We start from the raw sequence: 24,216 nt of genomic DNA on the forward strand, positions 1-24,216 counted from the left end.
CGCTCTCCGGTCCGGTCATCGTGCGTCTTCGCACGTAGAGGCGTTGTCGCCCATGGCGGCGCGACCGTACCAAAACGTTCCCTCGCCGTAGCGACGGGCCCGGAGCGGTTCGAAGGCGTCGGGCCAGTCGAATGCGCCGCCTCTGGTGCTGCGCTCAACGGTGACCAGTGCGTGCGGTGCTAGCCAGCCCTCCGAGCCGAGTGTGAGGAGGATCTCGCGAAGATCGTGATCTGTGACTCGGTAGGGGGGGTCGAGGAAGACGAGGTCGTACGGCTCGGTCGGCGGCCCTGTCCGGATGATCTGTTCGGCCTTGCCCGCCCTCACCTCGGCGCCGGGGAGGCCGAGGTTCTTGACGTTCTCGCGGATGACGCGGACCGCCTTGGCGTCGGCCTCCACGAGGAGGGTGTGACCCGCGCCCCGGGACAGGGCTTCCAGGCCCACGGCGCCCGAGCCCGCGTAGAGGTCGAGGACGCGTTCGCCGTCCAGGGGGCCGCCCAGCAGGGATTGCCAGGTGGAGAAGAGACCTTCGCGTGCGCGGTCGGAGGTGGGGCGGGTGCCGTTGCCTGGCGGGACTGCCAGGCGTCGTCCGCCGGCTGCGCCGGCGATCACGCGGGTCATCTCGGGTCCTTGGTCGTGGGCGGCTTCAAGGTTCATTGTGGCTGGTCGCGCGCACGCGGCGGTAGCCGCATATCCAATACAGCCCCGCGCCCCTGACCAGTGTCTCCGCTCACCCCTTTTCCAAGTACTGCTCCCTTTCCTCGTCCAGGAGGGCGTCCAGGGCTGTCCGGAGTCCGGGAAGCCCCCTCAGCTCCGGATCCGTCTCCACGATCGCCGTGGCCTCCTGTCTCGCCTCCGCGATGATCTCCTCGTCCTCGATCACGGCGAGGACGCGCAAGGAGGTGCGGGCGCCGGACTGGGCCTGCCCCAGGACATCGCCCTCGCGGCGCTGTTCCAGGTCGATGCGGGAGAGCTCGAACCCGTCCAGCGTCGAGGCCACCGAGTTCAGGCGCTGGCGGGCCGGGCTGGCCTCCGGCATCTCGGTGACGAGGAGGCAGAGGCCGGGGGCCGAGCCGCGGCCGACGCGGCCGCGGAGCTGGTGGAGCTGGGAGACGCCGAAGCGGTCGGCGTCCATGATCACCATGGCGGTGGCGTTGGGGACGTTGACGCCGACCTCGATGACCGTGGTGGCGACCAGGACGTGGGTCTCGCCCGCGGCGAAGCGGCGCATGACCGCGTCCTTGTCGTCGGGGTGCATACGACCGTGCAGGACCTCGACGCGCAGGCCGTTCAGCGGGCCCTTGGTCAGCTGGTCGGCCACCTCCAGGACGGCGAGCGGCGGGCGCTTCTCCGCCTCGTCCTCCGGGGACTTCTTCTTGCCCGCCTTCTTCGGGTCGTCCTCCTCGTCGCCGATGCGGGGGCACACGACGTACGCCTGATGGCCGTTCTCCACCTCCTCGCGCACGCGGTCCCAGGCGCGGGCCAGGAAGTGGGGCTTGTCGGCGGCCGGGACGACATGGCTGGCGATGGGCGAGCGGCCGGCCGGGAGCTGGTCGAGGACGGAGGTCTCCAGGTCGCCGAAGACCGTCATGGCGACCGTGCGCGGGATGGGGGTGGCCGTCATGACCAGGAGGTGGGGCGGCTGCTTGCCCTTGCCGCGCAGGGCGTCGCGCTGTTCGACGCCGAAGCGGTGCTGTTCGTCGACCACGACCAGGCCGAGGTCGTGGAACTGGACCCTGTCCTCGATCAGCGCGTGCGTGCCGATCACGATCCCGGCCTCTCCGGTGGCCAGGTCCAGCATCGCCTGCCGGCGGCCGGCCGTGCCCATCGAGCCGGTGAGCAGCACCACCTTGGTGGCCTGCTCGGCGCCGCCCAGCATCCCGCCCTCGGCGAGCTCCCCCATCATCTCCACGATCGAGCGGTGGTGCTGCTGGGCCAGGACCTCGGTGGGCGCGAGCATGGCGGCCTGGCCGCCGGCGTCGACGACGGCGAGCATGGCGCGCAGGGCGACCAGCGTGTTGTGGGTGACGGTGAAGTTGTCGGTGACGTAGGCGTGGCCGGGGTGGGCGACGCTGATGCACTGGACGGGCTTGCGTCCCACGTACTCGACCGCCCGGATTCCCCTTCGGAATGTGTTGTATTTCGGGCGGGGACCCACACGTTCGGCCTTTCGCCTCAGCCTGAACGGGGCGTACTCGCCTGGAAGAGAAACGGAGACGTTGAACGCCGCCCGCTTCGGCAGGATTCGCGCCCGGCCGCCCAAGGAACGAACCAGCCACGCGACGTCTTCCGCGAGCCTCCGCGAGACCGAACAGAACGAGATGCTGAGGCCGCCCTTGTCGACTGTGCCATCCGTGTCCATGAGCCCTTGCAGCACGGCGAGACGGTGCTTGATCGACGTGTTCTTGAACTCGTCGGGAACGAACTTGCCATGCGACGTCACACCCCAAAGGTTCAGGTCTCGCACAGCCTGGATCACTGGATTGCGCACGCCGCCCGCGCGGTGAGTGAGCTGGATCGTGTAGTCACAATGGGAACCGCTCACCGGAACCAGCCGACATTCCGGTGCCACAGCGGTCTCGACCGCATGACGGATCTCGGCATCGACCGTGGACAGACGCAGGTTGTGCCGGAAAGAGCCGTCCCCCAGAAGAAGGCCGAACAGGTACGGATCGAGGGGCAGCGCGCAGTCGTCTCCGAGGTCGACCGGGGTGACGGCCGGGAGATACCACTTCGACGATCCGTTGGCCTTGAAGGTGTCCAGTCGAATCTCGCGAGTCGTCATGACCTTGGGGGCCTGGCCACGGTGCCACCCGCAACTCGTGCCAACGATCCACAGATGCTCGTCGTCGCACTCGACGGAGCTGCCGTCCGAAAGGACCAGCCGCCAGACATCGCGCTCGCCTTGCGGGAAGACACCGTCGATCAGCGCGATCTCCCCGTCGGGCACGACGATCTCGTCACCCACCCTCATGTCCCCCATACGACGGAAACCAGCGGGTGTGAGGACGAGCGAGTCGAGCGGCTGGGCCTTGCCCGAGCCCACCTCTCCTTGCAGCAGCCGGTGCATCGGGTGGTCCGTGGCGAGGTCGTCGAAGATCTCCTTGGACACCTTCTGCTGGCCGTCGGTGAGCGTGAAGGGCAGGCGGTCGTCGAAGGCGGTCAGGAGGCCGTCCGGGGCCGGTTTCCGCGGTACCGCGGGGAGTTGGGAGTCCGCGTGCCGGCGGCGGGCCAGGGCGACCTGGAGGACGAAGGCCTCGTCCCACTTGAGGCGGGAGCGGGCGTCCTCGATGTCGGCCTTGGTGTGCGGGCGGTGGATCTTGAGGAGGGCCTCGGGGAGCTCGACCAGGCCCCGGCCCTCGCGGAGGGAGGCGGGGAGGGGGTCGAGGGCGTCCTGGGCGCTGGGCAGCACCGTCTGGATCGCCTTGCCGATCTTCCAGGACTCCAGCTTGGCGGTGGCGGGGTAGATCGGGATGAGGGCGCCGGCCCAGGTCTCGACCGTCTCCTCCGCGTCGCCTCGCAGCAACTCGTAGGCAGGATGGGCCAGTTGAAGGCGGCGGTTGAAGAGGGAGACCTTGCCCGCGAACATCGCGCGGGTGCCCGGCAGGAGGTCCTTGTGGGGCTTGTGGACGCCGTTGCCGAAGAAGACCAGTTGGAGGCGGCCGCTGCCGTCGGTGATGGTGACCTCCAGCCGCTGGCCCTTGCCCCGGGGTGCCTTGGCGGAGGCGAAGGTGTGCAGGCGGGCGTCGGCGACCTGGGCGACCACCGTGACGTGCTCGTCCATCGGGAGGTCGGCCAGGTGGGTGAGCTGGCCGCGCTCCTCGTATCTGCGCGGATAGTGGTGCAGGAGGTCGCCGACGGTGTGCAGGCCGAGGTGCTCGGCCATCACCTTCGCGGTGGCGGGTCCGAGCACCGCCTTCAGCGGTTGTTCCAGTGGTCCTTGCGATGCGAGCACGAGATCCATTGCACACCACCCCACTGACATTGCCGTATACGTCTGAGGAAACCCCTGGTCAGACGGCTGGTTGGGCCGTAGGATGACGCGCTCCCGGCCCCTGCCATCCGCGGTCACCGCCTCACCGGGACCGCCCGACCCCGCGCCGTCGCCCGTCCCCCCATCGGCGCTGCTGCGATGGACTCCCAGACCTCATCGTCATCCCAGGCATCCCCGTCACCCCATACCTTCCAGGTCGACCTGCGTGGTCTGGTGGACCTGCTCTCCCATCACCTCTACTCCAGCCCCAAGGTCTACCTGCGCGAACTGCTGCAGAACGCGGTGGACGCGATCACCGCCCGGCGGGCCGAGCAGCCCGACGCCCCGGCGCGGGTGCGGCTGTACGCCGACGGCGGGTCCCTGCGTGTCGAGGACTCCGGGGTCGGTCTCACCGAGGCGGACGTGCACACCCTGCTGGCCACGATCGGGCGCAGTTCCAAGCGGGCCGACGGACTGGCGGAGGTCCGCTCGGACTTCCTCGGGCAGTTCGGTATCGGGCTGCTGGCCTGTTTCGTGGTGGCCGAGCGGATCCGCGTGGTCAGCCGCAGCGCCCGTACGCCCCAGGCGCCGCCCGTGGAGTGGACGGCGAGCGACGACGGTTCGTACACCGTGCGGACGCTGCCCGACGACGCGCGTCCCGAGCCGGGCACCACCGTGCACCTGGTGGCGCGGGCCGGGGCCGGCGAGTGGCTGGCCGAGGAGCGCGTCCTGGCGCTGGCCCGCGACTTCGGGGTGCTGCTGCCGTACGACGTGCGGGTGGGCGAGGAGGCGGTCACCGATCTGCCCGCGCCCTGGGACCGGGCCTATCCGAGCCCCGCCAACCGCCGGGTGGCGCTGGCCCGGCACTGTCACGACCTGTTCGGGTTCACCCCGCTGGACGCGATCGACCTGGACGTGCCGCTCGCCGGGATCCGCGGGGTGGCGTACGTCCTGCCGTCGGCGGTCAGTCCGGCGCAGCGGGCGAGTCACCGGGTGCACCTGAAGGGCATGCTGCTGACCGAGCGGGGCGAACAGCTGCTGCCCGACTGGGCGTTCTTCGTGCGCTGCGTCCTGGACACCGACAGCCTGCGGCCCACCGCGTCCCGTGAGTCGCTGTACGAGGACGAGACGCTGGCCGCCGTACGGGAGGCGCTCGGCGAGCGGATCCGGGCGTGGCTGACGGGCCTGGCGGCCGGTGATCCGGAGCGGCTGGCGGCCTTCCTGAACGTGCACCACCTGGGCGTGAAGTCGCTGGCGCGGCACGACCGGGAGATGCTGCGCACGATGCTGCCGTGGCTCCCCTTCGAGACGACCGACGGGCAGCTGTCCCTGGAGGAGTTCGCGCAGCGGCACCCGGTGGTGCACTTCACGCGGACCGTCGAGGAGTACCGCCAGGTCGCGCCGATCGCGTCCGCGCAGGGCGTCGGGGTGGTCAACGGCGGTTACACCTACGACAGCGAACTGGTCGAGGCGCTGCCCTCGGTGCGCCCGGGGACGGTCGTGGCGGAGCTGGACGCCGACACCGTCACCGCGCACCTGGACGCGGTCGACCCGGCCGAGGAGCTGGCCCTGTCGGCCTTCCTGGCCGTCGCGCGGGCCAAGCTCGACCCGCTGGGCTGTGACGTGGTGCTGCGCGCCTTCCACCCGCTGTCGGTGCCCGCGCTGCACCTGGACGACCGGGCGGCGCGGCACGAGCAGGCCCGTGCCGAGGCCGAGGAGCAAGCAGACGACCTGTGGGCGGGCATCCTGGGCTCGCTGCGCGGCAGCGCACCCCGCGCGCGTCTGGTGCTCAACCATCTCAACCCGCTGATCCGGCGCATCAGTTCACTGCGCGAACCGGACCTCGTCGGCACCGCCACGGAGTCCCTCTACGGGCAGGCGCTGCTGATGGCGCAGCGCCCCCTCAGGCCGGCCGACTCGGCGCTGCTGAACCGGGCGTTCATCGGCCTGCTGGAATGGGCCACGCACAGCGAGGACGGGCGGCGATGAGCTCGATCACGGACTTCGACTCCCTCCGCGAGGCGATGGCGGAGAACTCCGAGCGGCCGGAGGGTCCCGCCCGCAACGCGCGCGCGGAGCAGCTGCTCGCCGAGGCGGAGCGGCTGAACATCCCGCTCGCCGTGATCGAGGCGCTCGGGCACCAGCTGAAGGTCTACAACTACAGCTCCGAGAAGGACAAGATGTTCGTCCCCTTCGCGCGTCTGCTGCGCATGTGGGACGAGCGGCCGGAGGACTTCGACGCGTACGAGACGCACTCGCTGCACTGGGTCTTCAAGTGGATGTCCTCGGGCATGCTCGACCAGCCGCACATCCCGCTCGCCTCGGTCGAGAAGTGGCTCGGCGAGATGGAGCACCGCTACCGGCTGGCCGGGCACTCCGAACGGGCCGTGCGCAGCGCGGAGTTCAGCGTGGCCGCGCATGTCGGGGACATGGTGCGGGCCGAGCGGGCGTACGCCGCGTGGCTGGCCGCCGACCGGGACGCCATGGCCGACTGCCGCGCCTGCGAACTGCACGGGCAGGGCTGCTGGCAGGTGGAGCGCGGCCGGGACGCGGAGGCGCTGCGGCTGTGGGCGCCGGTCCTGGAGGGCGAGTTCACCTGCGCGCACGAGCCGCACACGGTGCTCGCGTCCTCCCTGGCGCCCCTGCTGCGGCTGGGCCGTGTGGACGAGGCGCGCGCCCACCATCTGCGCGGCCTCCGGCTCGTGCGGGCCATGGAGAGCATGCGCGGCGCCTACGCGGACCACGTCGAGTTCTGCGCGCTGACCGGCAACGAGGCACGCGGCCTCGAACTCCTCGCCGAGCGGCCGGCGTACTTCACGGACGACGGGCAGCCGCGCAGCAGGCTGGACTTCCTGGCCGTGGTGACCCTGCTGATGGACCGGCTGGCCGAGCTCGGTCTCGGCGACCGGCGGGTGCCCGGACCTCCCGACCGGGAGTGGACCGCGCGGGAACTCGCCGCCCACGCGCGTGGGGAGGCCCTCGCCCTCGCCGCCCGTTTCGACGACCGCAACGGCACCCCGCACGTCGGCGAGTGTGCACGCGCGCGTATGGCGCAGCGCCCCCTGGTCGAACGGCTGCCCCTGGGCGTGCGTACGGTCCGCGCGGCCCCCTCGGTGGTGCCGCCGGCGGCGCCCGTGCCCTCCGCGGAGCCCGACCTGCCCGCCCTGATCGCCGAGGCCAGGCGCCTGTCGGAGGCCCTCCGGCCGCACGCCGTGGAGGCCTGGGCCGCGGTGGCGCGGGCGGCGGAGGGCGTCGAGCTGGACGCCCGCGACCGGGCCGAGATCGCCGAGCACGAGGCGATGGACCGCGGCCCCGAGGGCATCCCGCTCTTCGAGCACGCGGCCGAGCTCTACGCCGCGGCCGGCGACCCCGGCGAGGCCCTGGCGGCCCGCACCCGCGCGGCCTACGTCGACGCTCTCACGGGCCACGTCGAGGAGGCCCTCGCGGCCGTCTCCGGCCCCTACGACGAGATCCTCGCCCTCTACGCCGAGGACGGCACCGGCGTACTCCAGACCGCCGCTGTGCTGATGGGCCGGGCCCGGGTGCTGATGCGGCGGGTGCAGCAGGTGGTGGAGCAGAGCGCCCCCTCGACCGGCCCCGCGCCCACCCTGAGCGGAGTCCTCGCCGACGCCGAGGTCGCCGCCCGGGAAGTGCTCGCCCTGGTGGAGGGACACACCGGGGACGACGTACGGCTGGCCGCGCGGGCCGCCGAGGCGCAGGCCATGCTGGCCGAGCTGGCGGCGCAGGGCGGCGACCTGGAGGTGGCCGCGGAGCTGTACGCGCGCGCGGCGGCCGCGTTCGTCGCCGCGGGACTGCCGTGGTTCGCGGTGGAGTACGAGGCCCGGCTGGCCGGGCTGGCGCACCACCTCGGCGACCTCGCCGGGACGGAGCGGGCGCTGCGGGCCGCCCTGGAGCACGGCGGGGCGGAGCTGGAGGCCACGGGACGGGCGCAGCTGCATCTCCAGCTCGCCGAGGTCGTCGGCGGCCGGGGAGGCGCCGAGGAGGCCGCCCAGCACGCCCTGGAGGCGGCGCACTGGGCCGACGAGGCCGGGGAGGGTCCGACGTTCGGCGCCTTCGCCCGGCACCAGCTCGGCGGGTTCCTGCTGCGGCGGGGCCGGTGGGCCGAGGCCGCGGAGGTGCTGGAGTCGGCGCTGCCCGACCTGCGCGCCGAGACCCACGGCGACGGCGCGGTCGTACAGGCCCTGTGGTGGCTCGGTGACTGCCTGGGCGAGCTCGGCGATCACCGCGAGGCGGCACAGCGGCGGCTCCAGGCGGCCGAGATCGCCCGGCACTGGCCCGAGCAGCAGGACCACGCCACGCTCGCCCACCTCGCCGCCGAGTCCCTCGGTCAGGCGGGTCTCGCGGACGAGGCGGACCGCGCCTACGCGCGCGCCGGTGACCTGTGGCGCTCGCTCGGCGACGTCCACGGCCTGGTCCGCGCCCTGCGCGCCCGCGCCTGGCTCGCCCTGCGCACGGAGAACGGCTCCGGCACGGCCCGGGAACTGATGGCGAGCGCGGTCCGGGCGTGCGAGGCCGCGTTGGGCTCGACCGCCGTCACCGCGGAGCCCGGCGCCGCGGTCCCGGACGACGAGGAGGCCACGGCCGCCGAGGCCGCGCGGCTGCGGCTCGTGGCCGAACTGGGCCACACCCGCCGCCAGTTCGGCGACCTGCTCGCCCGTTCCGCCGCCGAGGACACCGAGGCCGCCGAAGACGCCGACGACACCGAGGACGACTCGATCCGGGCCGTCCTGGAGGAGGCCCTGTCCCAGATGACGGAGGCGATCGTGGTCTTCGCCTCGCTCGGCGCCGACGCCCTGCACAGCCGCACCGGCGCCGAACTCGCCGCGGGCTGGCTGGAGGCCGATTTGGGCCGCCCCTCCCGGGCACTGGCACGCGCGCGTGCGGTGCGAGCGGCGTACGAGGGTGCCGCGGACGACGACACCGCGTCGGCCCGGCGAGCCGAGGCGGAACAGATGCTCCGGCTCGCGGAGGACCAGGGCGCGTAGGGGAGGCGTCTCCTACTCGACCCCGATGAGCAGCAGCGCCCCTTGCCGACCCCCCCGGTACACCACCGTGTCGACGGCGAGGTAGGCCTCCCGCACCCGCGCCTCGAGGCGCTCGGCGACGGAGTCCGGCGCCTCGTCGCCCAGGACGAGCGTGACGAGTTCGCCGCCGGCCGAGAGCATGCGGTCCAGGACGGTCTGGGCGGTGGCGGTGACGTCCGTGCCGATCACGGCCACGTCGCCCTCGATCAGCCCGAGGACGTCCCCGGCCTGGCAGATGCCGGCCATGGTCCAGGACTGGCGTTCGGCGACGACGACCTCGGCGTACCGGGTGGCGCCCGCGGCCGAGGTCATCGTCACGACGTCCTCGTCGAAGCGGCGCTCCGGCTCGTGCACGGCGAGCGCGGCGATCCCCTGGACCGCGGAGCGCGTCGGGATCAGGGCCACCCGGATGCCCTCCGTGCGGGCCTGCTCGGCCGCCGCGGCCGCGGTGTGGCGCAGCTCCGCGTCGTTGGGCAGCAGCACCACCTCGCGCGCGTGGGCCCGCCGTACGGCCTGGACGAGCTCTCCGCTCGCGGGCGGCTCCCCGGGGCGCGCGAGCACGGTGGTCGCGCCCGCCTCGGTGTAGAGCCCGGCCAGACCCTCGCCGGGCACGACGGCCACGACGGCGCGCTGGGCCCGTTCCCGGACCGGCCGTTCGGCACCGGTGGTGTGCACGTCGCCGAGCCCGAAGTGCGTGATCCGGATCCGGTACGGCCGCCCGGCCTCGACGCCCGCCTCCACGGCGGCGCCCGCGTCGTCGACGTGCACATGGACGTTCCACAGGCCGTCGCCGCCGACCACGACGAGAGAGTCCCCGAGGGCGTCGAGCCGGTCCCGCAGCCGGTCCACGGCCGTGTCCTCGGCCTCCAGCAGGTAGATCACCTCGAAGGCGGGCCCGCCGGTCTCCGGGGCATCGGCGCACTCGTCGAGCGGGGTCCCGGCGGTTTCCGAGGCCGGTGCCTCCGCCACGCGCGCGTGTGCCGTGTCCGCTACGCGCGCGTGTGCCGTGTCCGCCACCACGGGGACTCCCCCGGGCGCCTCCCCCGTGAACGTCTCCACCAGCGCCGCCAGCACCGCCACCAGCCCCCGCCCGCCGGCGTCCACCACTCCCGCCCGCTCCAGAACGGCCAGCTGGCCCGGTGTCGCGGCCAGCGCGGCCCGCGCCCCGTCGTAGGCCGCCCGTGCGACCGTCCCGCAGTCGCCCTCCGCTTCCCCGGCCGCGTCGGCGGCGGCCGCGGCGACGGTGAGGACCGTGCCCTCGACGGGGCGGGCCACGGCCTGCCGGGCGGAGTCGGCCGCGTGCCTCAGGGCGAGCCGCAGGCCCTCGCCGTCCGTGTGAACCGTCTCACTGTCGTCGGCCAGCACCTGGGCCATGCCGCGCAGCAGCTGGGCGAGGATCGTGCCCGAGTTGCCCCGGGCGCCTATGAGGGCTCCGTGCGCCATCGCGCGGGTGGCGTCGGCGAGGGTCGGTTTCCCCGGGCCGCCGGTGCCGTGCGCCTCGAACACGGCCTCCACGGCGGTCACCGCCGACTCCACGGTGAGATACAGGTTCGTGCCGGTGTCGCCGTCGGCCACGGGATAGACGTTGATCGCGTCGATCTCCTCGCGCGCTCGCCCGAGCGCGGCCAGCGCGAGACCGCACCAGGTACGCACCGCGAGAGCATCGAGGAATGTCTGCGGCACCTGCGCCACCTGCGCCTCCCAGCTGCTGGACGTGGGAGGCAGCGTAGACCTCGGGCCCCTGTCGGCCGGAAGAGGGCCGGGGGCAGGCCCCTGAGCAGCCATGGTAGTTTCGTTCCACAGGCGCAGTCGTTGTATGCTGCTCCGGTTGCCCGATCCGATCGGGCCAAATCCCCTGGCAACGCCACTCAGATCTCTGATCCTGCGATCTCGATCCCGGCCTGCCGGGATCCACCGTAAGTGCATCTGAAGTCTTTGGAGTGACCCGTGGCTGCCAACTGCGACGTCTGCGGCAAGGGGCCGGGCTTCGGCAACAACATCTCGCACTCGCACCGCCGTACGTCCCGTCGCTGGAACCCGAACATCCAGCGCGTCCGTACCGTGGTCGGCGGGACGCCGAAGCGCGTGAACGCTTGCACCTCGTGCATCAAGGCCGGCAAGGTCTCGCGCTGACGCACAGCTAAGCGCGCGGCCACCGCTGGTTCGCTGCACTGAGCCGGTCCACCGAAAGGTGGACCGGCTTTTTGCCGTGCCTACGGACGTGCCGCCTACGGACGCATGCCGCCACCGCCGTGTCTACGACCGCTGCCGCCACCCGTGATCCACCGGCCCGATCCCCCCGCCGAGCGCGAACCCGGCTCTGATCGCCCCGGTGACGTATTCCTTGGCCGCCGCCACCGCCTCCGGCACGGACCGCCCCCGGGCCAGGTACGAGGCGATGGCCGAGGCGAGCGTGCAGCCCGTGCCGTGGGTGTGCCGGTTGTCGTACCGGGGCGCGCGCAGCCAGTGCTCCTCGGAGCCGTCGGTGAGCAGGTCCACCGCGTCACCGGCGAGATGGCCGCCCTTGATCAGCGCCCACGTCGGTCCGTACGCCAGCAGGGCCTCGGCGGCCTCCCGCATCCCGGATTCCGAGTCGACCCGGACACCGGTGAGTTGCGCGACCTCGTCGAGGTTCGGCGTCGCGACGGTGGCCACGGGCAGCAGGGCCGTCCGTACGGAGTCCAGCGCGGACGCGGCCAGCAGCGGATCCCCGTGCTTGGAGACCCCGACCGGGTCGATCACCGTCGGCACGTCCGTGCCGCCGATCAACTCGGCCACCGCCTCGACCAGTTCGGCCGAGGCCAGCATCCCGGTCTTGATCGCCTGTACGCCGATGTCGTCCACGACACTGCGGTACTGGGCCCGCACGGCCTCCACGGGCAGTTCCCAAGCCCCCTGCACCCCGAGGGAGTTCTGCGCGGTGACCGCCGTGACGACACTCATGCCGTGCACGCCGAGCGCGAGCATCGTCTTCAGGTCGGCCTGGATGCCCGCGCCCCCGCCGGAGTCGGAGCCCGCCACCGTGAGGACACGAGGGATCATGACTCGATGTCCCCGCCGAAGTGGTCCCAGCCGCCCTTGTCGGTCCACGGCGCCCCGTCGACCGTCACCTGGGGCAGCGCCGAGGGGTTGAGCACCTCGCCGATCACCTTCCAGCGGGCGGGCAGCTTCACGTCCGGCGGGAAGGTCGCCACGATCGCGTGGTCCTCTCCCCCGGTGAGCACCCACTGCATGGGGTCGACACCGACGGCCTGCCCGATGTCGTACATCTGGGAGGGGATGTCGATCGCGCCGGAGCGGACGTCGATCCTGACCTTGCTGGCCTCCGCGATGTGCCCGAGGTCGGCGATCAGGCCGTCGCTCACGTCGCACATCGCCGTCGCCCCGAGCCCGGCGGCGGCCGGTCCCGCGTGGTACGGCGGCTCCGGGCGCCGGTGCGCCTCCACGAAGGCGCGCGGGGAGCGGAAGCCGCGGGAGAGGACCGCGTAGCCGGCCGCGGACCAGCCCAGCCAGCCCGTCACCGCGACGAGGTCACCGGGCTGCGCGCCCCCGCGCGTGACGGGCTCCTGGTTGCGCAGATCACCGAGCGCGGTGATCGACACCATGATCGTGTCGCCGCGTACGACGTCACCGCCGACCACGGACGCGCCCGCGACCTGGCACTCGTCGCGCAGGCCGTCCATCATCTCGGTCGGCCAGGTCACCGGGAGTTCGGCCGGGACGACCAGGCCGAGCAGCAGCGCGGTCGGCACGGCGCCCATGGCGGCGATGTCCGCGAGGTTCTGTGCGGCCGCCTTGCGTCCGACGTCGTAGGCGGTGGACCAGTCGCGGCGGAAGTGCCGTCCCTCGATGAGGATGTCGGTGCTGGCCACGACCCTGCGGTCGGGAGCGGCGACCACCGCGGCGTCGTCGCCGGGGCCGACCCGGACCGCCGGGGTGGTGGTGAGACGGGAGGTGAGCTCCCTGATGAGCCCGAACTCCCCCAGCTCACCAACAGTGCCCTTCATTGCCCTTACGCCCCTTCTGTCCCTGTCCGTGCCCGGTCGCGCGTCACCAGTGTCCTCGATACGGTCGAGGTGGCCGTCAACTTCTGTCGTGCCTGCACCCCGGCGCGCGTACCCCGGCCCCCGCAGGTCTCCCCCTGGCGAGCGGCGACGCGATACCGTGGCGTTCCTTTTCCCCACATGATCCTCGTGGCCGCCCTGGAGGTTCCGTGGTACAGGCGTACATCCTGATCCAGACGGAGGTCGGCAAAGCGTCGACCGTCGCCGAGACGATCAGCAAGATTCCTGGGGTGCTCCAGGCCGAGGACGTGACAGGACCCTATGACGTGATCGTGCGTGCCCAGGCCGACACCGTGGACGACCTCGGCCGCATGGTGGTCGCGAAGGTCCAGCAAGTGGACGGCATCACGCGCACCCTGACCTGCCCGGTCGTTCATCTGTAGCCCCGTCTACCCTTTGGCCGGTGAACTTCTTCCGCCACCGACTCCGCATCCTGATCGGGCCGCCCGCGCTCGTCGTGCTGATCACGACCGCGGGCTGCTCATCAGCAGACGACAACCAGTCGGCGGCGGTTCCCAGTCCGGTGGCCAGGACGGCCGCACTGTGCCGGGATCTGGACAAGGTACTGCCGTCGGAGGTGGACGGTGAGAGCCGCCACGATCCCGAGCCCGCCTCCGCGCTGACCGCGGGCTGGGGAGGCCCCGAGATCATACTGCGCTGCGGTGTCCCCCAGCCGCCGAAGATGGTCGACCCGAAGGTCGCGGAAGGCGGGGACCCGGACGCGGTGGCAGGCGGGGTGAACGGCGTCGACTGGCTGATGGAGAAGCAGGACGACGGTTCGTACCGCTTCACCACCGCCAATCGTGAGGCCTACGTCGAGGTGACCGTGCCGAAGGGGCGGGACACCTCGGGGGTGCTGATCGACCTGGCGGCGGCCGTGAAGAAGGCGATACCCAAGGGTGTCGCCCCCCGTGGCCCCCAGGTCAGCGCAAGCCCGTAGACCTGCAGGTCAGCGCAAGCCCGTAGACCTGCGCAGGGCCGCCTGGATCAGCAGGTCGACCAGCTCCGGGTAGCCGATCCCGCTCTCCTGCCACATCTGCGGGTACATCGAGATGGGCGTGAAGCCGGGCATCGTGTTGATCTCGTTGATCACGAACTCGCCGTCCTCGGTGAGGAAGAAGTCCGCGCGGACCAGGCCCTCGCAGGAGGCCGCCTCGAAGGCGTCCACCGCGAGCCGCCGCACCTCGGCCGTCTCCTCGGGTGTGAGCGGGGCCGGGACGATGCCGGGCGTGGAGTCGATGTACTTCGCGTCGAAGTCGTAGTAGGCGTGCGCCTGCGGCGGGGGGATCTCCGCGGGGACGGAGGCCCGGGGGCCGTCCTCGAACTCCAGGACCCCGCACTCGATCTCGCGGCCCCGCAGCGCGGCCTCCACGAGGATCTTGGGGTCGTGCCGCCGCGCCTCGGCGATCGCCTCGTCCAGCCCGGACAGGTCGTCGATCTTGGTGATGCCGATCGAGGAACCCGCGCGCGCGGGCTTCACGAACAGCGGCCAGCCGTGGTCGCCGGCGAGGTCGATGATCTTCTTGCGGGCGGCGGACTCGTCCCGCTCCCACTCGCGCGGCCGGATCACCACGTAGGGGCCCACCTTGAGCCCGAAGGAGGTGAACACCCGCTTCATGTACTCCTTGTCCTGGCCGACGGCCGAGGCGAGCACCCCGGACCCCACGTACGGCACTCCGGAGAGCTCCAGCATGCCCTGGAGGGTGCCGTCCTCGCCGTAGGGGCCGTGCAGCACCGGGAAGACGACGTCGATCTCGCCGAGCGCCTTGGGCACCGATCCCGGTTCGCTGTAGACGACTTCACGGTTGGCGGGGTCGACCGGGAGCACCACGGCACCCTCGCCGGAGTCGGAGAGCTGCGCCACGTCGGGCGTACGGCGGTCGGTGATCGCCATGCGCTCCGGTTCGTCGGCGGTGAGCACCCACCGGCCCTCGCGGGTGATGCCGATCGGCAGGACGTCGTACTTGGTCCGGTCGATGGCCTTGAGGACGGCGCCCGCGGTGACGGCGGAGATCCCGTGTTCGGAGCTGCGCCCGCCGAACACGACGGCCACGCGCGGCTTGCGAGGCGGCTGCTCAGGGCTCTGGGAGAGGTTCTCGGTGCTCATATCGCGTTGAGAGTACCCGTTGGTAGTGCGCTGATACAGCGTGCGCCCCGCGCCGCGAGAACGGCGTCGCTCAGCGTCGTTCCGGCTTCGCGCTGCGCGACATCAGCTCCTTGACGGCGACCACCGGCGGCTTGCCCTCGTGCACGATGGCGACGACCGTCTCGGTGATCGGCATGTCGACGCCGTGCCTGCGCGCCAGATCCAGCACGGACTCACAGGACTTGACGCCCTCGGCGGTCTGCTTGGTGACCGCGATGGTCTCCTGGAGGGTCATGCCCCTGCCGAGGTTGGTGCCGAAGGTGTGGTTGCGGGACAGCGGCGAGGAACAGGTCGCCACCAGATCGCCGAGACCGGCGAGTCCGGAGAACGTCAGCGGGTCGGCACCCATCGCGAGCCCGAGCCGGGTCGTCTCGGCGAGACCGCGGGTGATGAGCGAGCCCTTGGCGTTGTCGCCGAGCCCCATGCCGTCCGCGATGCCGACGGCGAGACCGATGACGTTCTTGACCGCGCCGCCGAGTTCGCAGCCCACCACGTCGGTGTTGGTGTACGGGCGGAAGTAGGGCGTGTGGCAGGCCGCCTGGAGCCGCTGGGCGACCGCTTCGTCGGTGCAGGCGACCACTGCGGCGGCCGGCATCCGCGCGGCGATCTCCCGCGCGAGGTTGGGTCCGGTGACCACGGCGATCCGGTGCGGACCGACCTTGGCGACGTCCTCGACGACCTCGCTCATCCGCATGGCGGAACCGAGTTCGACGCCCTTCATGAGCGAGACGAGGACCGTCTGGGGAGCGAGCAGGGGCACCCACTCGGCGAGGTTGCCGCGCAGTGTCTGCGACGGCACCGCGAGCACGGTGAAGTCGGCGTCGCGCGCCGCCTCGGCGGCGTCCGTCGTCGCCCGCAGGTTCTCGGGGAGTTCGACCCCGGGAAGGTAGTCGGGGTTGGTACGCGTGGAGTTGACCGCCTCGGCGAGTTCCGCGCGGCGCCCCCACAGGGTCACCTCGCACCCCGCGTCGGCGAGCACCATGCCGAAGGCGGTGCCCCACGATCCGGTGCCGAAGACCGCCGCCTTGACCGGCTTGCTCACGTGCCCTGCCCTTCTGCCTGCTTGCCTTTGCTCTGTGCCCGTGTCCGGCGTCGCTGCTCGATCCGCTCCCGGCGCGGGTCGTAGGGCGTCGCGGGTGCCTTCTCGCCGCGGATCTGCTCCAGCTGGGCGGTGATGGCGGCCATGATGACCTCGGTCGCCTCCTTCAGGAGCTCCGGGGTCATCTCCTTGTCGTAGAACCGCGACAGGTCCACCGGCGGGCCCGCGAGCACATGGTGGGTCTTGCGGGGCAGCAGGTCGGGCTTCCTGGCGTACGGCGGCAGCACCTTGTTGGCGCCCCACTGGGCCACCGGGACGACCGGGCACCTGGTCTCCAGGGCGACCCGCGCGGCGCCGGTCTTGCCGGTCATGGGCCAGCCGTCGGGGTCGCGGGTGAGGGTGCCCTCGGGGTAGAAGGCGACGCACTCTCCGCGCTCCACGGCGGCGATAGCGGCCCGGAAGGCGCTCAGGGCGTCGGTGCTCTCGCGGTAGACGGGGATCTGTCCGGTGCCGCGCATCGCGGCGGCGACGAATCCCTTCTTGAAAAGACCGCTCTTCGCCAGGAATCGCGGAACGCGGCCGGTGTTGTACTGAAAGTGGGCGTAGGCGAAGGGATCGATGTGCGAATTGTGGTTCACCACGGTGATAAATCCGCCCTCGGCCGGAATGTTCTCCATTCCGCGCCAGTCCCGCTTGATCAGAACCACCAGCGGCGGTTTGCAGATCACCGCTGCGAAGCGGTACCAGAAGCCGATTCTGCGGCGGGGCACGCGGACACCTTCCTCTAGGGCCAGGGGGCCGCACAAGTGTCGCCCCAGGCCGCCGGTCTGTCGAGAACACCGTACGCCTCGCCCTCGCGACGGACAGATGCCCCGGTGACGGCTGAGTAACAATGGCCGCGACTAGAGAGAGACGGAAACGCTCGTGCAGTGGACCTTGGTCATACCCCTGAAGCCCTTGGCGCGGGCGAAGAGCAGGCTCGCGGACACCGCCGACGACGGGGTGCGCCCCGGCCTGGCTCTCGCCTTCGCACAGGACACCGTGACAGCCGCGCTGGCCTGCCCGTCGGTCAAGGATGTGGCAGTCGTCACGGACGATCTCCTTGCCGGGCGGGAACTGGCCGCGCTCGGCGCGCGCATCGTCACCGACGAACCCCGGGGCGGCCTCAATCCGGCCCTGGCCCACGCGGCCGCCGCCGTAAGGGAAACCCGCCCCGACAGCGCCGTGGCGGCCCTCAACGCCGACCTTCCGGCACTGCGCCCCCTGGAACTGGCCCGGGTCCTGGACGCCGCCGCGGAATTCCCCCGCGCTTTTCTCCCGGACGCCGCCGCAATAGGAACCACCCTGTTGGCCGCCGGAGAGGGCCAACAATTGCACCCCGCCTTCGGCACGGATTCCCGAGCCCGCCACCGAGCCGGCGGCGCCGTGGAACTCACCCTCACCGCGGTCGACTCGGTCCGCCAGGACGTCGACACGGGCGCGGACCTAAGAGCGGCACTGGCCCTGGGGCTGGGCCCACGCACGGCAGCAGCAGCGGCCCGCCTCTTGATCCCGGGCTCCTGAAGCGCCCCTTTAGGGGCGCGGGGAACTGCGCGACCAGCCACATCCAGGCCGCACCCCGGAGACGAACCATTCGAGGCACTACCCTGCCGCCATGCAGGCCACCGCGTACACATACGACCCCGACACCCACACCGGCCAGGTACTCCTCGACGACGGCACCCCCATGCCCTTCGACGCCCCTGCCTTCGAGGCCGGCGGCCTACGCCTACTCCGCCCCGGCCAACGGGTCCGTATCGAGATGGAGGGGACCAAAGTCACCCTCGTGACGCTCCAGACCTTCTGAGCGCGTCGCAGACACGCCGCGGGCCGGACTCCGACAGGGAGTCCGGCCCGGCGCGTGAGTGCCCCTGTGCCCTTACCGCTTGCGGGCCGTGGCCTTCTTGGCGGTGGTCGTGCGAGCCGTCGACTTCTTGGCGGGCGCCTTCTTGGCGGTCGCCTTCTTCGCCGGGGCCTTCTTGGCCGTCGCCTTCTTCGCGGTGGTCTTCTTCGCCGCGGTCGACTTGGAGGCGGCCGCGGTCGTCGCCTTCTTGGCGGGCGCCTTCTTCGCCGTGGTCTTCTTGGCGGTGGCCGTGGTCTTCTTGGCCGTCGTCTTCTTCGCGGTGGTCTTCTTCGCCGCGGCCGTCGCCCGCTTCGCCGGGGCCGCCTTCTTGGCCGCCGCCTTCTTGACCGTGGCCGAAGCCCCGCCGGACAGGCTGCCCTTGGGCGCCTTCTTGACCGCCACGTCGTTCTTCGGGAGCTTCTTCGAGCCGCTCACCAGGTCCTTGAAGCCCTGGCCCGCGCGGAAGCGCGGAACGGAGGTCTTCTTGACCCGAACCCGCTCGCCCGTCTGGGGGTTGCGGGCGTAGCGGGCGGGACGGTCGACCTTCTCGAACGAACCGAACCCGGTGACCGAGACCCGGTCCCCCGCCACGGTCGCGCGGACGATCGCGTCCAGGACCGCGTCGACAGCCTCGGCGGCCTGCTGACGGCCGCCCAGCTTGTCGGCAATCGCTTCTACGAGCTGCGCCTTGTTCACGTCTTCCCCTTCGGAGACATCGCCAGAACGAAAGTGTTCAAGCTTTTTCGCACGTTAGGCAGATATATACCGCAAATCAAACACGAAACGGGCTTATCACCCTTGTGCCGCAACGGACTCGGTCGTCTTGGACTTGTTCAGCGTTCCTCTTCGGGGAATCGACCCTCGTCCAGGTCCGCCGTGAACGCCTCCAGACGCCTTGCCGCGTCGGCGAGATCGTGCTTGGCCGCGGCCGTAATGACCAGCAGCTTCCGGGCCAGCGCCATCCGTACGCCCTCCGGGACTTGCAGTGCGCGCACCCTTGTGTGCGCTTCCTTGAGTTGGTCCGCGACTGCCGCATAGAGCTGGAGTTGGCCGTCGTGTTCCATGCACAGATTGTGCCATCTGGGGCGAGTTGTCGCCTGCCAGGGGTGCAACTGCCACCTCAAACGGCCTTCCGGGCGCATGCGGAAGCCACGGTCCCAAGGGACGCGTACCCCGACAACAACCGTCGTAACGTGGGAAGTTGGGAGGCCGTCGAGCCGGGCGCAGGGCCGATCGGGTGCAGACACAGCCGTACCCCCGATCGGGCTGATCGGGGGTACGGCGGGGGTGTCGCGGTGGCCGAAACTCGACCTGTTCAGTTGCTCCGGGCGAAGACTTCGGTCAGAAGTCGAGCACTCCGGGTCAGACCGGGAGCGTCCGCGGCTTGTACGAGGGCCGCTTGGCCTCGTAGGCGGCGATGTCGGCCTCGTTCTGGAGGGTGATGGAGATGTCGTCCAGCCCGTTCAGCAGCCGCCAACGGGCGTTCTCGTCGAGTTCGAAGGCGGCGGTGATGCCCTCGGCGCGCACCTCGCGGGCCTGGAGGTCGACCGTGATCTCGGCCGTGGGGTCCTGCTCCGTGAGCTCCTGGAGCGCGTCCACGATCTTCTGCTCCAGAACCACCGTGAGCAGGCCGTTCTTGAGCGAGTTACCGCGGAAGATGTCGGCGAAGCGGGAGGAGATGACCGCCTTGAAGCCGTAGTTCTGGAGCGCCCAGACGGCGTGTTCGCGGGAGGAGCCGGTGCCGAAGTCGGGGCCGGCGACCAGGACGGTCGCACCCTTGCGCTCGGGCTGGTTGAGGATGAATTTCTCGTCCTTGCGCCAGGCCTCGAACAGCCCGTCCTCGAACCCGTCCCTGGTGACCTTCTTGAGCCAGTGAGCAGGGATGATCTGGTCGGTGTCGACGTTGGAGCGGCGCAGCGGGACGGCCCGGCCGGTGTGCGTGGTGAAAGCTTCCATGACTGATCAGACTCCAGCGGGCGTACGGGTCTCGGCGTCGGACAGGTCGGCCGGGGAGGCCAGGTGGCCCAGCACCGCCGTAGCGGCTGCGACCTGCGGCGACACCAGATGGGTACGGCCGCCCTTGCCCTGCCTGCCCTCGAAGTTGCGGTTGGAGGTGGACGCGGAGCGCTCGCCCGGGGCCAGCTGGTCGGGATTCATGCCCAGACACATCGAGCAGCCCGCGTGCCGCCACTCGGCGCCGGCCTCCTTGAAGACGACGTCCAGGCCCTCGGAGACGGCCTGGAGACCGACCCGCGCGGAGCCCGGGACGACCAGCATCCGTACGCCGTCGGCGACTTTGCGGCCCTTGACGAGCTCGGCGGCGGCGCGCAGGTCCTCGATGCGGCCGTTGGTGCACGAGCCTACGAAGACGGTGTCCACCTTGATGGAGCGCAGCGGCTGTCCGGCCTCCAACCCCATGTATTCCAGGGCCTTTTCGGCGGCGAGGCGCTCCGAAGCGTCTTCGTACGAAGCAGGATCGGGGACGTGGGCCGAAAGCGGCGCGCCCTGGCCCGGGTTGGTGCCCCAGGTGACGAACGGCGCCAGCTCGGCGGCCTCGATGACCACCTCGGCGTCGAACTCGGCGTCGTCGTCCGTCCTGAGCGTCTTCCAGTACGCGACGGCCGCGTCCCAGTCCTCGCCCTTGGGGGCGTGCGGGCGCCCCTCCAGGTAGTCGAAGGTGGTCTGGTCGGGGGCGATCATGCCCGCGCGGGCGCCGGCCTCGATCGACATGTTGCAGATGGTCATGCGGGCCTCCATCGAGAGCTTCTCGATGGCCTCGCCGCGGTACTCCAGGACGTAGCCCTGGCCGCCGCCGGTACCGATCTTGGCGATGATCGTCAGGATCAGGTCCTTGGCGGTGACGCCCTCGGGCAGTTCGCCGTTGACCGTGATGGCCATGGTCTTCGGGCGGACCAGCGGGAGCGTCTGGGTGGCCAGCACGTGCTCGACCTGGGAGGTGCCGATGCCGAACGCCAGACCGCCGAAGGCGCCGTGCGTGGAGGTGTGGGAGTCGCCGCAGACGACCGTCATACCGGGCTGGGTCAGGCCCAGCTGGGGGCCGACGACGTGCACGACGCCCTGCTCGACGTCGCCCAGCGGGTGCAGGCGCACGCCGAAGTCGGCGGCGTTCTTGCGCAGCGTCTCCAGCTGGATGCGCGAGACGGGGTCGGCGATGGGCTTGTCGATGTCGAGGGTGGGGGTGTTGTGGTCCTCGGTCGCGATGGTGAGGTCCAGGCGGCGCACCGTGCGGCCGCTCTTGCGCAGACCGTCGAAGGCCTGCGGGCTGGTCACCTCGTGCAGGAGGTGGAGATCGATGAAGAGGAGGTCGGGCTCGCCCTCGGCGCGCCGGACGACGTGGTCGTCCCAGACCTTCTCCGCGAGTGTCCTACCCATCGCTTTCCCTCCGGCCGGCGAGCGTCCACCGGCCCAACTAGAGATCTTGAGGAGGCGACTGCCCGGGCCCCTGTTCCGGACGACCGCCGCCGGGCCCTTGTCACACGGGCCGCTGTGTCATTCCAGAGTGGCGTGTTCCACGGAAAATTGAACTTGCGTTTCACAGAGTGAGACGCGAGTATCGTTTCATGGACAACAGTAGCGGCGTCGGCGTTCTGGACAAGGCAGCCCTTGTCCTGAGCGCTCTGGAGTCCGGTCCGGCCACCCTCGCGGGTCTGGTCGCGGCGACCGGGCTGGCACGACCCACGGCCCACCGGCTGGCCGTGGCTCTGGAACACCACCGGATGGTGGCGCGTGACATGCAGGGCCGTTTCATTCTCGGCCCCCGCCTGGCGGAACTGGCCGCCGCCGCGGGTGAGGACCGCCTCCTCGCCACCGCAGGCCCGGTGCTCACCCACCTCCGTGACATCACGGGCGAGAGCGCGCAGCTCTACCGCCGCCAGGGCGACATGCGCATCTGCGTGGCCGCGGCGGAGCGCCTGTCCGGCCTGCGGGACACGGTCCCGGTCGGCTCCACGCTCACGATGAAGGCGGGCTCCTCGGCCCAGATCCTCATGGCCTGGGAGGAGCCGGAGCGCCTGCACCGCGGCCTCCAGGGCGCCCGTTTCACGGCCACCGCGCTCTCCGGCGTACGCCGCCGCGGCTGGGCCCAGTCCATCGGCGAGCGCGAGCCGGGCGTCGCGTCCGTCTCCGCGCCCGTGCGCGGGCCCTCCAACCGCGTGGTGGCCGCCGTCTCGGTCTCCGGCCCCATCGAGCGCCTGACCCGCCACCCGGGCCGGATGCACGCCCAGGCGGTCATCGACGCCGCCGCCCGCCTCTCCGAGGCCCTGCGCCGGACGGGCTGACCGCGGGATCCGACGAAGGGCCCGCCTCAACGCCGCGGCAGGGCCCCTCCCGTCGGCCACACCGCCGGTCGACCGAGACCCTCAGCCGAGCCGGAGACGGTCGGCCGCACGGTCACCCCGCCGCCCGACCGGAACGACCCCGGTGGCCTTCCCGAGGCCGAACTCGGGCATGTTCACGTAGATCGACTCGTACGACCCCGCCGGCACGACGTATGTCTCGTGCCAGAAGCCGACCTTGCCCTTCCCCTCGCGCAGCCGCCGGTTGAAGGCGGCCCACGCCGGCCGGTGTTTCCCGTCCGGCGCCGACGCGTAGGCGAGCAGCTTCTCCTTCGAGTCCCAGTACTGCACCACGTACAGCACGCGCGGGAAGCCCAGCAGGAACTGGTACCCGAGCAGTCCGCTGCCCTTCTCCCGCGACAGCTCCGCGATCATCGGGCCCATGGCCCTGGCCACGGGCAGCCAACTGCGCGGTGCGGCGAAGCTGTTGACCCGCATTCCGATCAGGAAGACGACCACCTCCTCCTCGCCCGCCGCCGTCGTGCGTCCTTCGATCGGCCTGCCACTCATCGCGTCCCCCGCTCCCTCACGATCGCGTATTGGATAGTGAAGCTATCCATGCTTGGATAGTGGCACTCCCCAACGGGGAGCGCAAGAGGAAAGAGGGTGCGGGCCGGATGCGACTGGCGGAGCTGAGCACGCGCAGCGGTGTCTCCACGGCGACGATCAAGTACTACCTGCGCGAAGGGCTGCTGCACGCCGGCCGCCGCGTCACGGCCACACAGGCCGAGTACGACGAGGGGCATCTGCGGCGCCTGCGTCTGGTGCGGGCGTTGATCCAGGTGGGAGGCATCCCGGTGGCCTCGGCCCGCGAGGTGCTCGCCGCCCTTCAGGACGGGGACCTCGACCGCAACCAGCGGCTGGGCAGCGCCGTGTGGGCCCTGCCGCACGGGCCGGCTCCGGACGACGACGACCCGGCGACCGAGGTGGGCCGGCGCACCGCCGACGCCCTCCTGGACCGGCTCGACTGGGACTACGGCCCCACGGCCGACGCTCCCGCCGCACCGGCGTACGGGATGCTGGTGACCGCGATCGCCACGCTGTCCCGGCTCGGTTACCCGTGCTCCGTAGAGGACTTGGAGCCGTACGGCCGCGCGATGGAGCGCATGGCCGTCAGTGATCTCGACCTGGTGGAGCGCTACCGGACGCCGGAGGAGCAGGTGGAGGCGGCGGTGGCGCTGACCGTGCTGTACGAGCCGGTGCTGCTGAGCCTGCGCAGGCTGGCCCAGGCGGAGGAGTCACGTCGGCGGTTCGGCGGCAGGTGAGCCGGGGTCCGACCGGGGAAACGCGGAAGGGCCCTCCCGAGGGAGGGCCCTTCCATCACGTACCCCCGACCGGATTCGAACCGGCGCTACCGCCTTGAGAGGGCGGCGTGCTAGGCCGCTACACAACGGGGGCGAGGATCTTGCAAGCGTTTGATGTGCACCGCCGCAGATCCGAGCTGGTCTACCTGGACTCGAACCAAGACTAACTGAACCAGAATCAGTCGTGCTGCCAATTACACCATAGACCAATGTGGTTTAGACCAGTTTGTACCCCCGACCGGATTCGAACCGGCGCTACCGCCTTGAGAGGGCGGCGTGCTAGGCCGCTACACAACGGGGGCCCTAGCGATCCCGAGAAGATCGGAACCAGTACCCCCGACCGGATTCGAACCGGCGCTACTGCCTTGAGAGGGCAGCGTGCTAGGCCGCTACACAACGGGGGCGATGCAG

22 protein-coding genes and 4 tRNA genes are annotated in these 24,216 nt (G+C 71.3%); 9 read left to right on the plus strand and 17 right to left on the minus strand.

What is annotated here, in order from left to right; all coding sequences use genetic code 11:
* Positions 1-15: 15 nt before the first annotated feature.
* Together rsmD and K4B79_RS38855 are read right to left on the minus strand one after the other, a co-directional pair.
* Positions 16-618, minus strand: a complete 603-nt coding sequence (gene rsmD / locus K4B79_RS38850) for a 16S rRNA (guanine(966)-N(2))-methyltransferase RsmD (protein WP_232032141.1) — start codon at positions 616-618, stop codon at positions 16-18.
* A 109-nt stretch (positions 619-727) separates the two neighbouring features.
* Positions 728-3,961: a helicase-related protein gene (locus tag K4B79_RS38855; protein WP_232032142.1), complete on the minus strand. Its 3,234-nt coding sequence runs from the start codon at positions 3,959-3,961 to the stop codon at positions 728-730.
* Positions 3,962-4,129: 168 nt separating this feature from the next.
* Here K4B79_RS38855 and K4B79_RS38860 point away from each other — a divergent pair, with 168 nt between their 5' ends.
* Together K4B79_RS38860 and K4B79_RS38865 are read left to right on the plus strand one after the other, a co-directional pair.
* Positions 4,130-5,959, plus strand: a complete 1,830-nt coding sequence (locus tag K4B79_RS38860) for an HSP90 family protein (protein ID WP_232032143.1) — start codon at positions 4,130-4,132, stop codon at positions 5,957-5,959.
* The gene (locus tag K4B79_RS38865) at positions 5,956-8,976 is read left to right on the plus strand and encodes a tetratricopeptide repeat protein (protein ID WP_232032144.1); all 3,021 of its coding nucleotides are present in this window, start codon (positions 5,956-5,958) and stop codon (positions 8,974-8,976) included. The genes K4B79_RS38860 and K4B79_RS38865 overlap by 4 nt, the downstream gene beginning before the upstream one ends.
* A gap of 12 nt (positions 8,977-8,988) precedes the next feature.
* On the opposite strand, the gene K4B79_RS38870 is transcribed toward K4B79_RS38865, so the two are convergent.
* Positions 8,989-10,707 (minus strand): DAK2 domain-containing protein, encoded by a 1,719-nt coding sequence (locus tag K4B79_RS38870; RefSeq protein WP_232032145.1) that lies wholly within the window; start codon positions 10,705-10,707, stop codon positions 8,989-8,991.
* 255 nt (positions 10,708-10,962) lie between these two features.
* Between K4B79_RS38870 and rpmB the strand changes: the two genes are divergently transcribed.
* Positions 10,963-11,148 (plus strand): 50S ribosomal protein L28, encoded by a 186-nt coding sequence (rpmB, locus tag K4B79_RS38875; protein WP_003993230.1) that lies wholly within the window; start codon positions 10,963-10,965, stop codon positions 11,146-11,148.
* A gap of 123 nt (positions 11,149-11,271) precedes the next feature.
* Here the strand turns inward: rpmB and thiD are convergent, their stop codons facing one another.
* Complete coding sequence (thiD, locus tag K4B79_RS38880) at positions 11,272-12,057, minus strand: bifunctional hydroxymethylpyrimidine kinase/phosphomethylpyrimidine kinase (RefSeq protein WP_232032146.1); 786 nt, start codon at positions 12,055-12,057, stop codon at positions 11,272-11,274.
* A complete protein-coding gene (locus K4B79_RS38885) occupies positions 12,054-13,022 on the minus strand; it encodes a thiamine-phosphate kinase (protein WP_232032147.1) in 969 nt (322 codons plus the stop codon). Before K4B79_RS38885 ends, thiD begins: the two co-directional genes overlap by 4 nt.
* 206 nt (positions 13,023-13,228) lie before the next feature.
* On the opposite strand from K4B79_RS38885, the gene K4B79_RS38890 reads away from it, so the two are divergent.
* The gene (locus K4B79_RS38890; protein WP_003993216.1) at positions 13,229-13,462 is read left to right on the plus strand and encodes an Lrp/AsnC family transcriptional regulator; all 234 of its coding nucleotides are present in this window, start codon (positions 13,229-13,231) and stop codon (positions 13,460-13,462) included.
* A gap of 20 nt (positions 13,463-13,482) precedes the next feature.
* Entirely contained in the window at positions 13,483-14,019 is a 537-nt protein-coding gene (locus K4B79_RS38895; RefSeq protein ID WP_232032148.1) for a DUF3515 domain-containing protein, read from the plus strand.
* 9 nt (positions 14,020-14,028) lie between these two features.
* On the opposite strand, the gene K4B79_RS38900 is transcribed toward K4B79_RS38895, so the two are convergent.
* The 3 genes from K4B79_RS38900 to K4B79_RS38910 all read right to left on the minus strand — a co-directional run bounded on the left by K4B79_RS38900 (position 14,029) and on the right by K4B79_RS38910 (position 17,034).
* Complete coding sequence (locus K4B79_RS38900; RefSeq protein ID WP_232032149.1) at positions 14,029-15,186, minus strand: D-alanine--D-alanine ligase family protein; 1,158 nt, start codon at positions 15,184-15,186, stop codon at positions 14,029-14,031.
* A gap of 70 nt (positions 15,187-15,256) precedes the next feature.
* Complete coding sequence (locus K4B79_RS38905) at positions 15,257-16,267, minus strand: NAD(P)H-dependent glycerol-3-phosphate dehydrogenase (protein ID WP_232032150.1); 1,011 nt, start codon at positions 16,265-16,267, stop codon at positions 15,257-15,259.
* Positions 16,264-17,034, minus strand: coding sequence for a lysophospholipid acyltransferase family protein (locus K4B79_RS38910; protein WP_232032151.1), 771 nt, complete (start codon positions 17,032-17,034; stop codon positions 16,264-16,266). Before K4B79_RS38910 ends, K4B79_RS38905 begins: the two co-directional genes overlap by 4 nt.
* A gap of 154 nt (positions 17,035-17,188) precedes the next feature.
* Between K4B79_RS38910 and cofC the strand changes: the two genes are divergently transcribed.
* Together cofC and K4B79_RS38920 are read left to right on the plus strand one after the other, a co-directional pair.
* Positions 17,189-17,827: a 2-phospho-L-lactate guanylyltransferase gene (gene cofC / locus K4B79_RS38915; RefSeq protein ID WP_232032152.1), complete on the plus strand. Its 639-nt coding sequence runs from the start codon at positions 17,189-17,191 to the stop codon at positions 17,825-17,827.
* Positions 17,828-17,918: 91 nt separating this feature from the next.
* Positions 17,919-18,110, plus strand: coding sequence for a hypothetical protein (locus tag K4B79_RS38920; protein WP_232032153.1), 192 nt, complete (start codon positions 17,919-17,921; stop codon positions 18,108-18,110).
* 72 nt (positions 18,111-18,182) lie between these two features.
* On the opposite strand, the gene K4B79_RS38925 is transcribed toward K4B79_RS38920, so the two are convergent.
* From K4B79_RS38925 to leuC, 4 genes are all read right to left on the minus strand, one after another.
* On the minus strand, positions 18,183-18,842 hold the full coding sequence (locus K4B79_RS38925) for an HU family DNA-binding protein (RefSeq protein ID WP_232032154.1): 660 nt from the start codon (positions 18,840-18,842) through the stop codon (positions 18,183-18,185).
* Between the two features lie 137 nt (positions 18,843-18,979).
* A complete protein-coding gene (locus K4B79_RS38930; protein WP_232032155.1) occupies positions 18,980-19,210 on the minus strand; it encodes a hypothetical protein in 231 nt (76 codons plus the stop codon).
* 298 nt (positions 19,211-19,508) lie between these two features.
* Positions 19,509-20,102 (minus strand): 3-isopropylmalate dehydratase small subunit, encoded by a 594-nt coding sequence (gene leuD / locus K4B79_RS38935; protein WP_232032156.1) that lies wholly within the window; start codon positions 20,100-20,102, stop codon positions 19,509-19,511.
* A gap of 6 nt (positions 20,103-20,108) precedes the next feature.
* Positions 20,109-21,539 (minus strand): 3-isopropylmalate dehydratase large subunit, encoded by a 1,431-nt coding sequence (gene leuC / locus K4B79_RS38940; protein WP_232032157.1) that lies wholly within the window; start codon positions 21,537-21,539, stop codon positions 20,109-20,111.
* A gap of 188 nt (positions 21,540-21,727) precedes the next feature.
* Here leuC and ndgR point away from each other — a divergent pair, with 188 nt between their 5' ends.
* On the plus strand, positions 21,728-22,444 hold the full coding sequence (gene ndgR, locus K4B79_RS38945) for an IclR family transcriptional regulator NdgR (protein WP_007384919.1): 717 nt from the start codon (positions 21,728-21,730) through the stop codon (positions 22,442-22,444).
* An 81-nt stretch (positions 22,445-22,525) separates the two neighbouring features.
* On the opposite strand, the gene K4B79_RS38950 is transcribed toward ndgR, so the two are convergent.
* Positions 22,526-23,011 carry a DUF4188 domain-containing protein gene (locus K4B79_RS38950; RefSeq protein WP_232032158.1) on the minus strand — a complete coding sequence of 162 codons (486 nt, stop codon included), beginning with the start codon at positions 23,009-23,011 and terminating at the stop codon, positions 22,526-22,528.
* Between the two features lie 107 nt (positions 23,012-23,118).
* Here K4B79_RS38950 and K4B79_RS38955 point away from each other — a divergent pair, with 107 nt between their 5' ends.
* A complete protein-coding gene (locus K4B79_RS38955) occupies positions 23,119-23,766 on the plus strand; it encodes a MerR family transcriptional regulator (RefSeq protein ID WP_232032173.1) in 648 nt (215 codons plus the stop codon).
* Between the two features lie 60 nt (positions 23,767-23,826).
* Here K4B79_RS38955 and K4B79_RS38960 read toward each other — a convergent pair.
* The 4 genes from K4B79_RS38960 to K4B79_RS38975 form a co-directional block, all read right to left on the minus strand.
* Positions 23,827-23,899 (minus strand) — tRNA-Glu (locus K4B79_RS38960).
* A 43-nt stretch (positions 23,900-23,942) separates the two neighbouring features.
* A tRNA-Gln gene (locus K4B79_RS38965) sits at positions 23,943-24,014 on the minus strand.
* 20 nt (positions 24,015-24,034) lie between these two features.
* Positions 24,035-24,107: transfer RNA gene (locus K4B79_RS38970), tRNA-Glu, on the minus strand.
* A gap of 29 nt (positions 24,108-24,136) precedes the next feature.
* Positions 24,137-24,209, minus strand: a tRNA-Glu gene (locus tag K4B79_RS38975).
* Between the last annotated feature and the right edge of the window lie 7 nt (positions 24,210-24,216).

It is taken from the genome of Streptomyces lincolnensis, from assembly GCF_021173675.1.
GTDB lineage: Bacteria > Actinomycetota > Actinomycetes > Streptomycetales > Streptomycetaceae > Streptomyces > Streptomyces lincolnensis_B.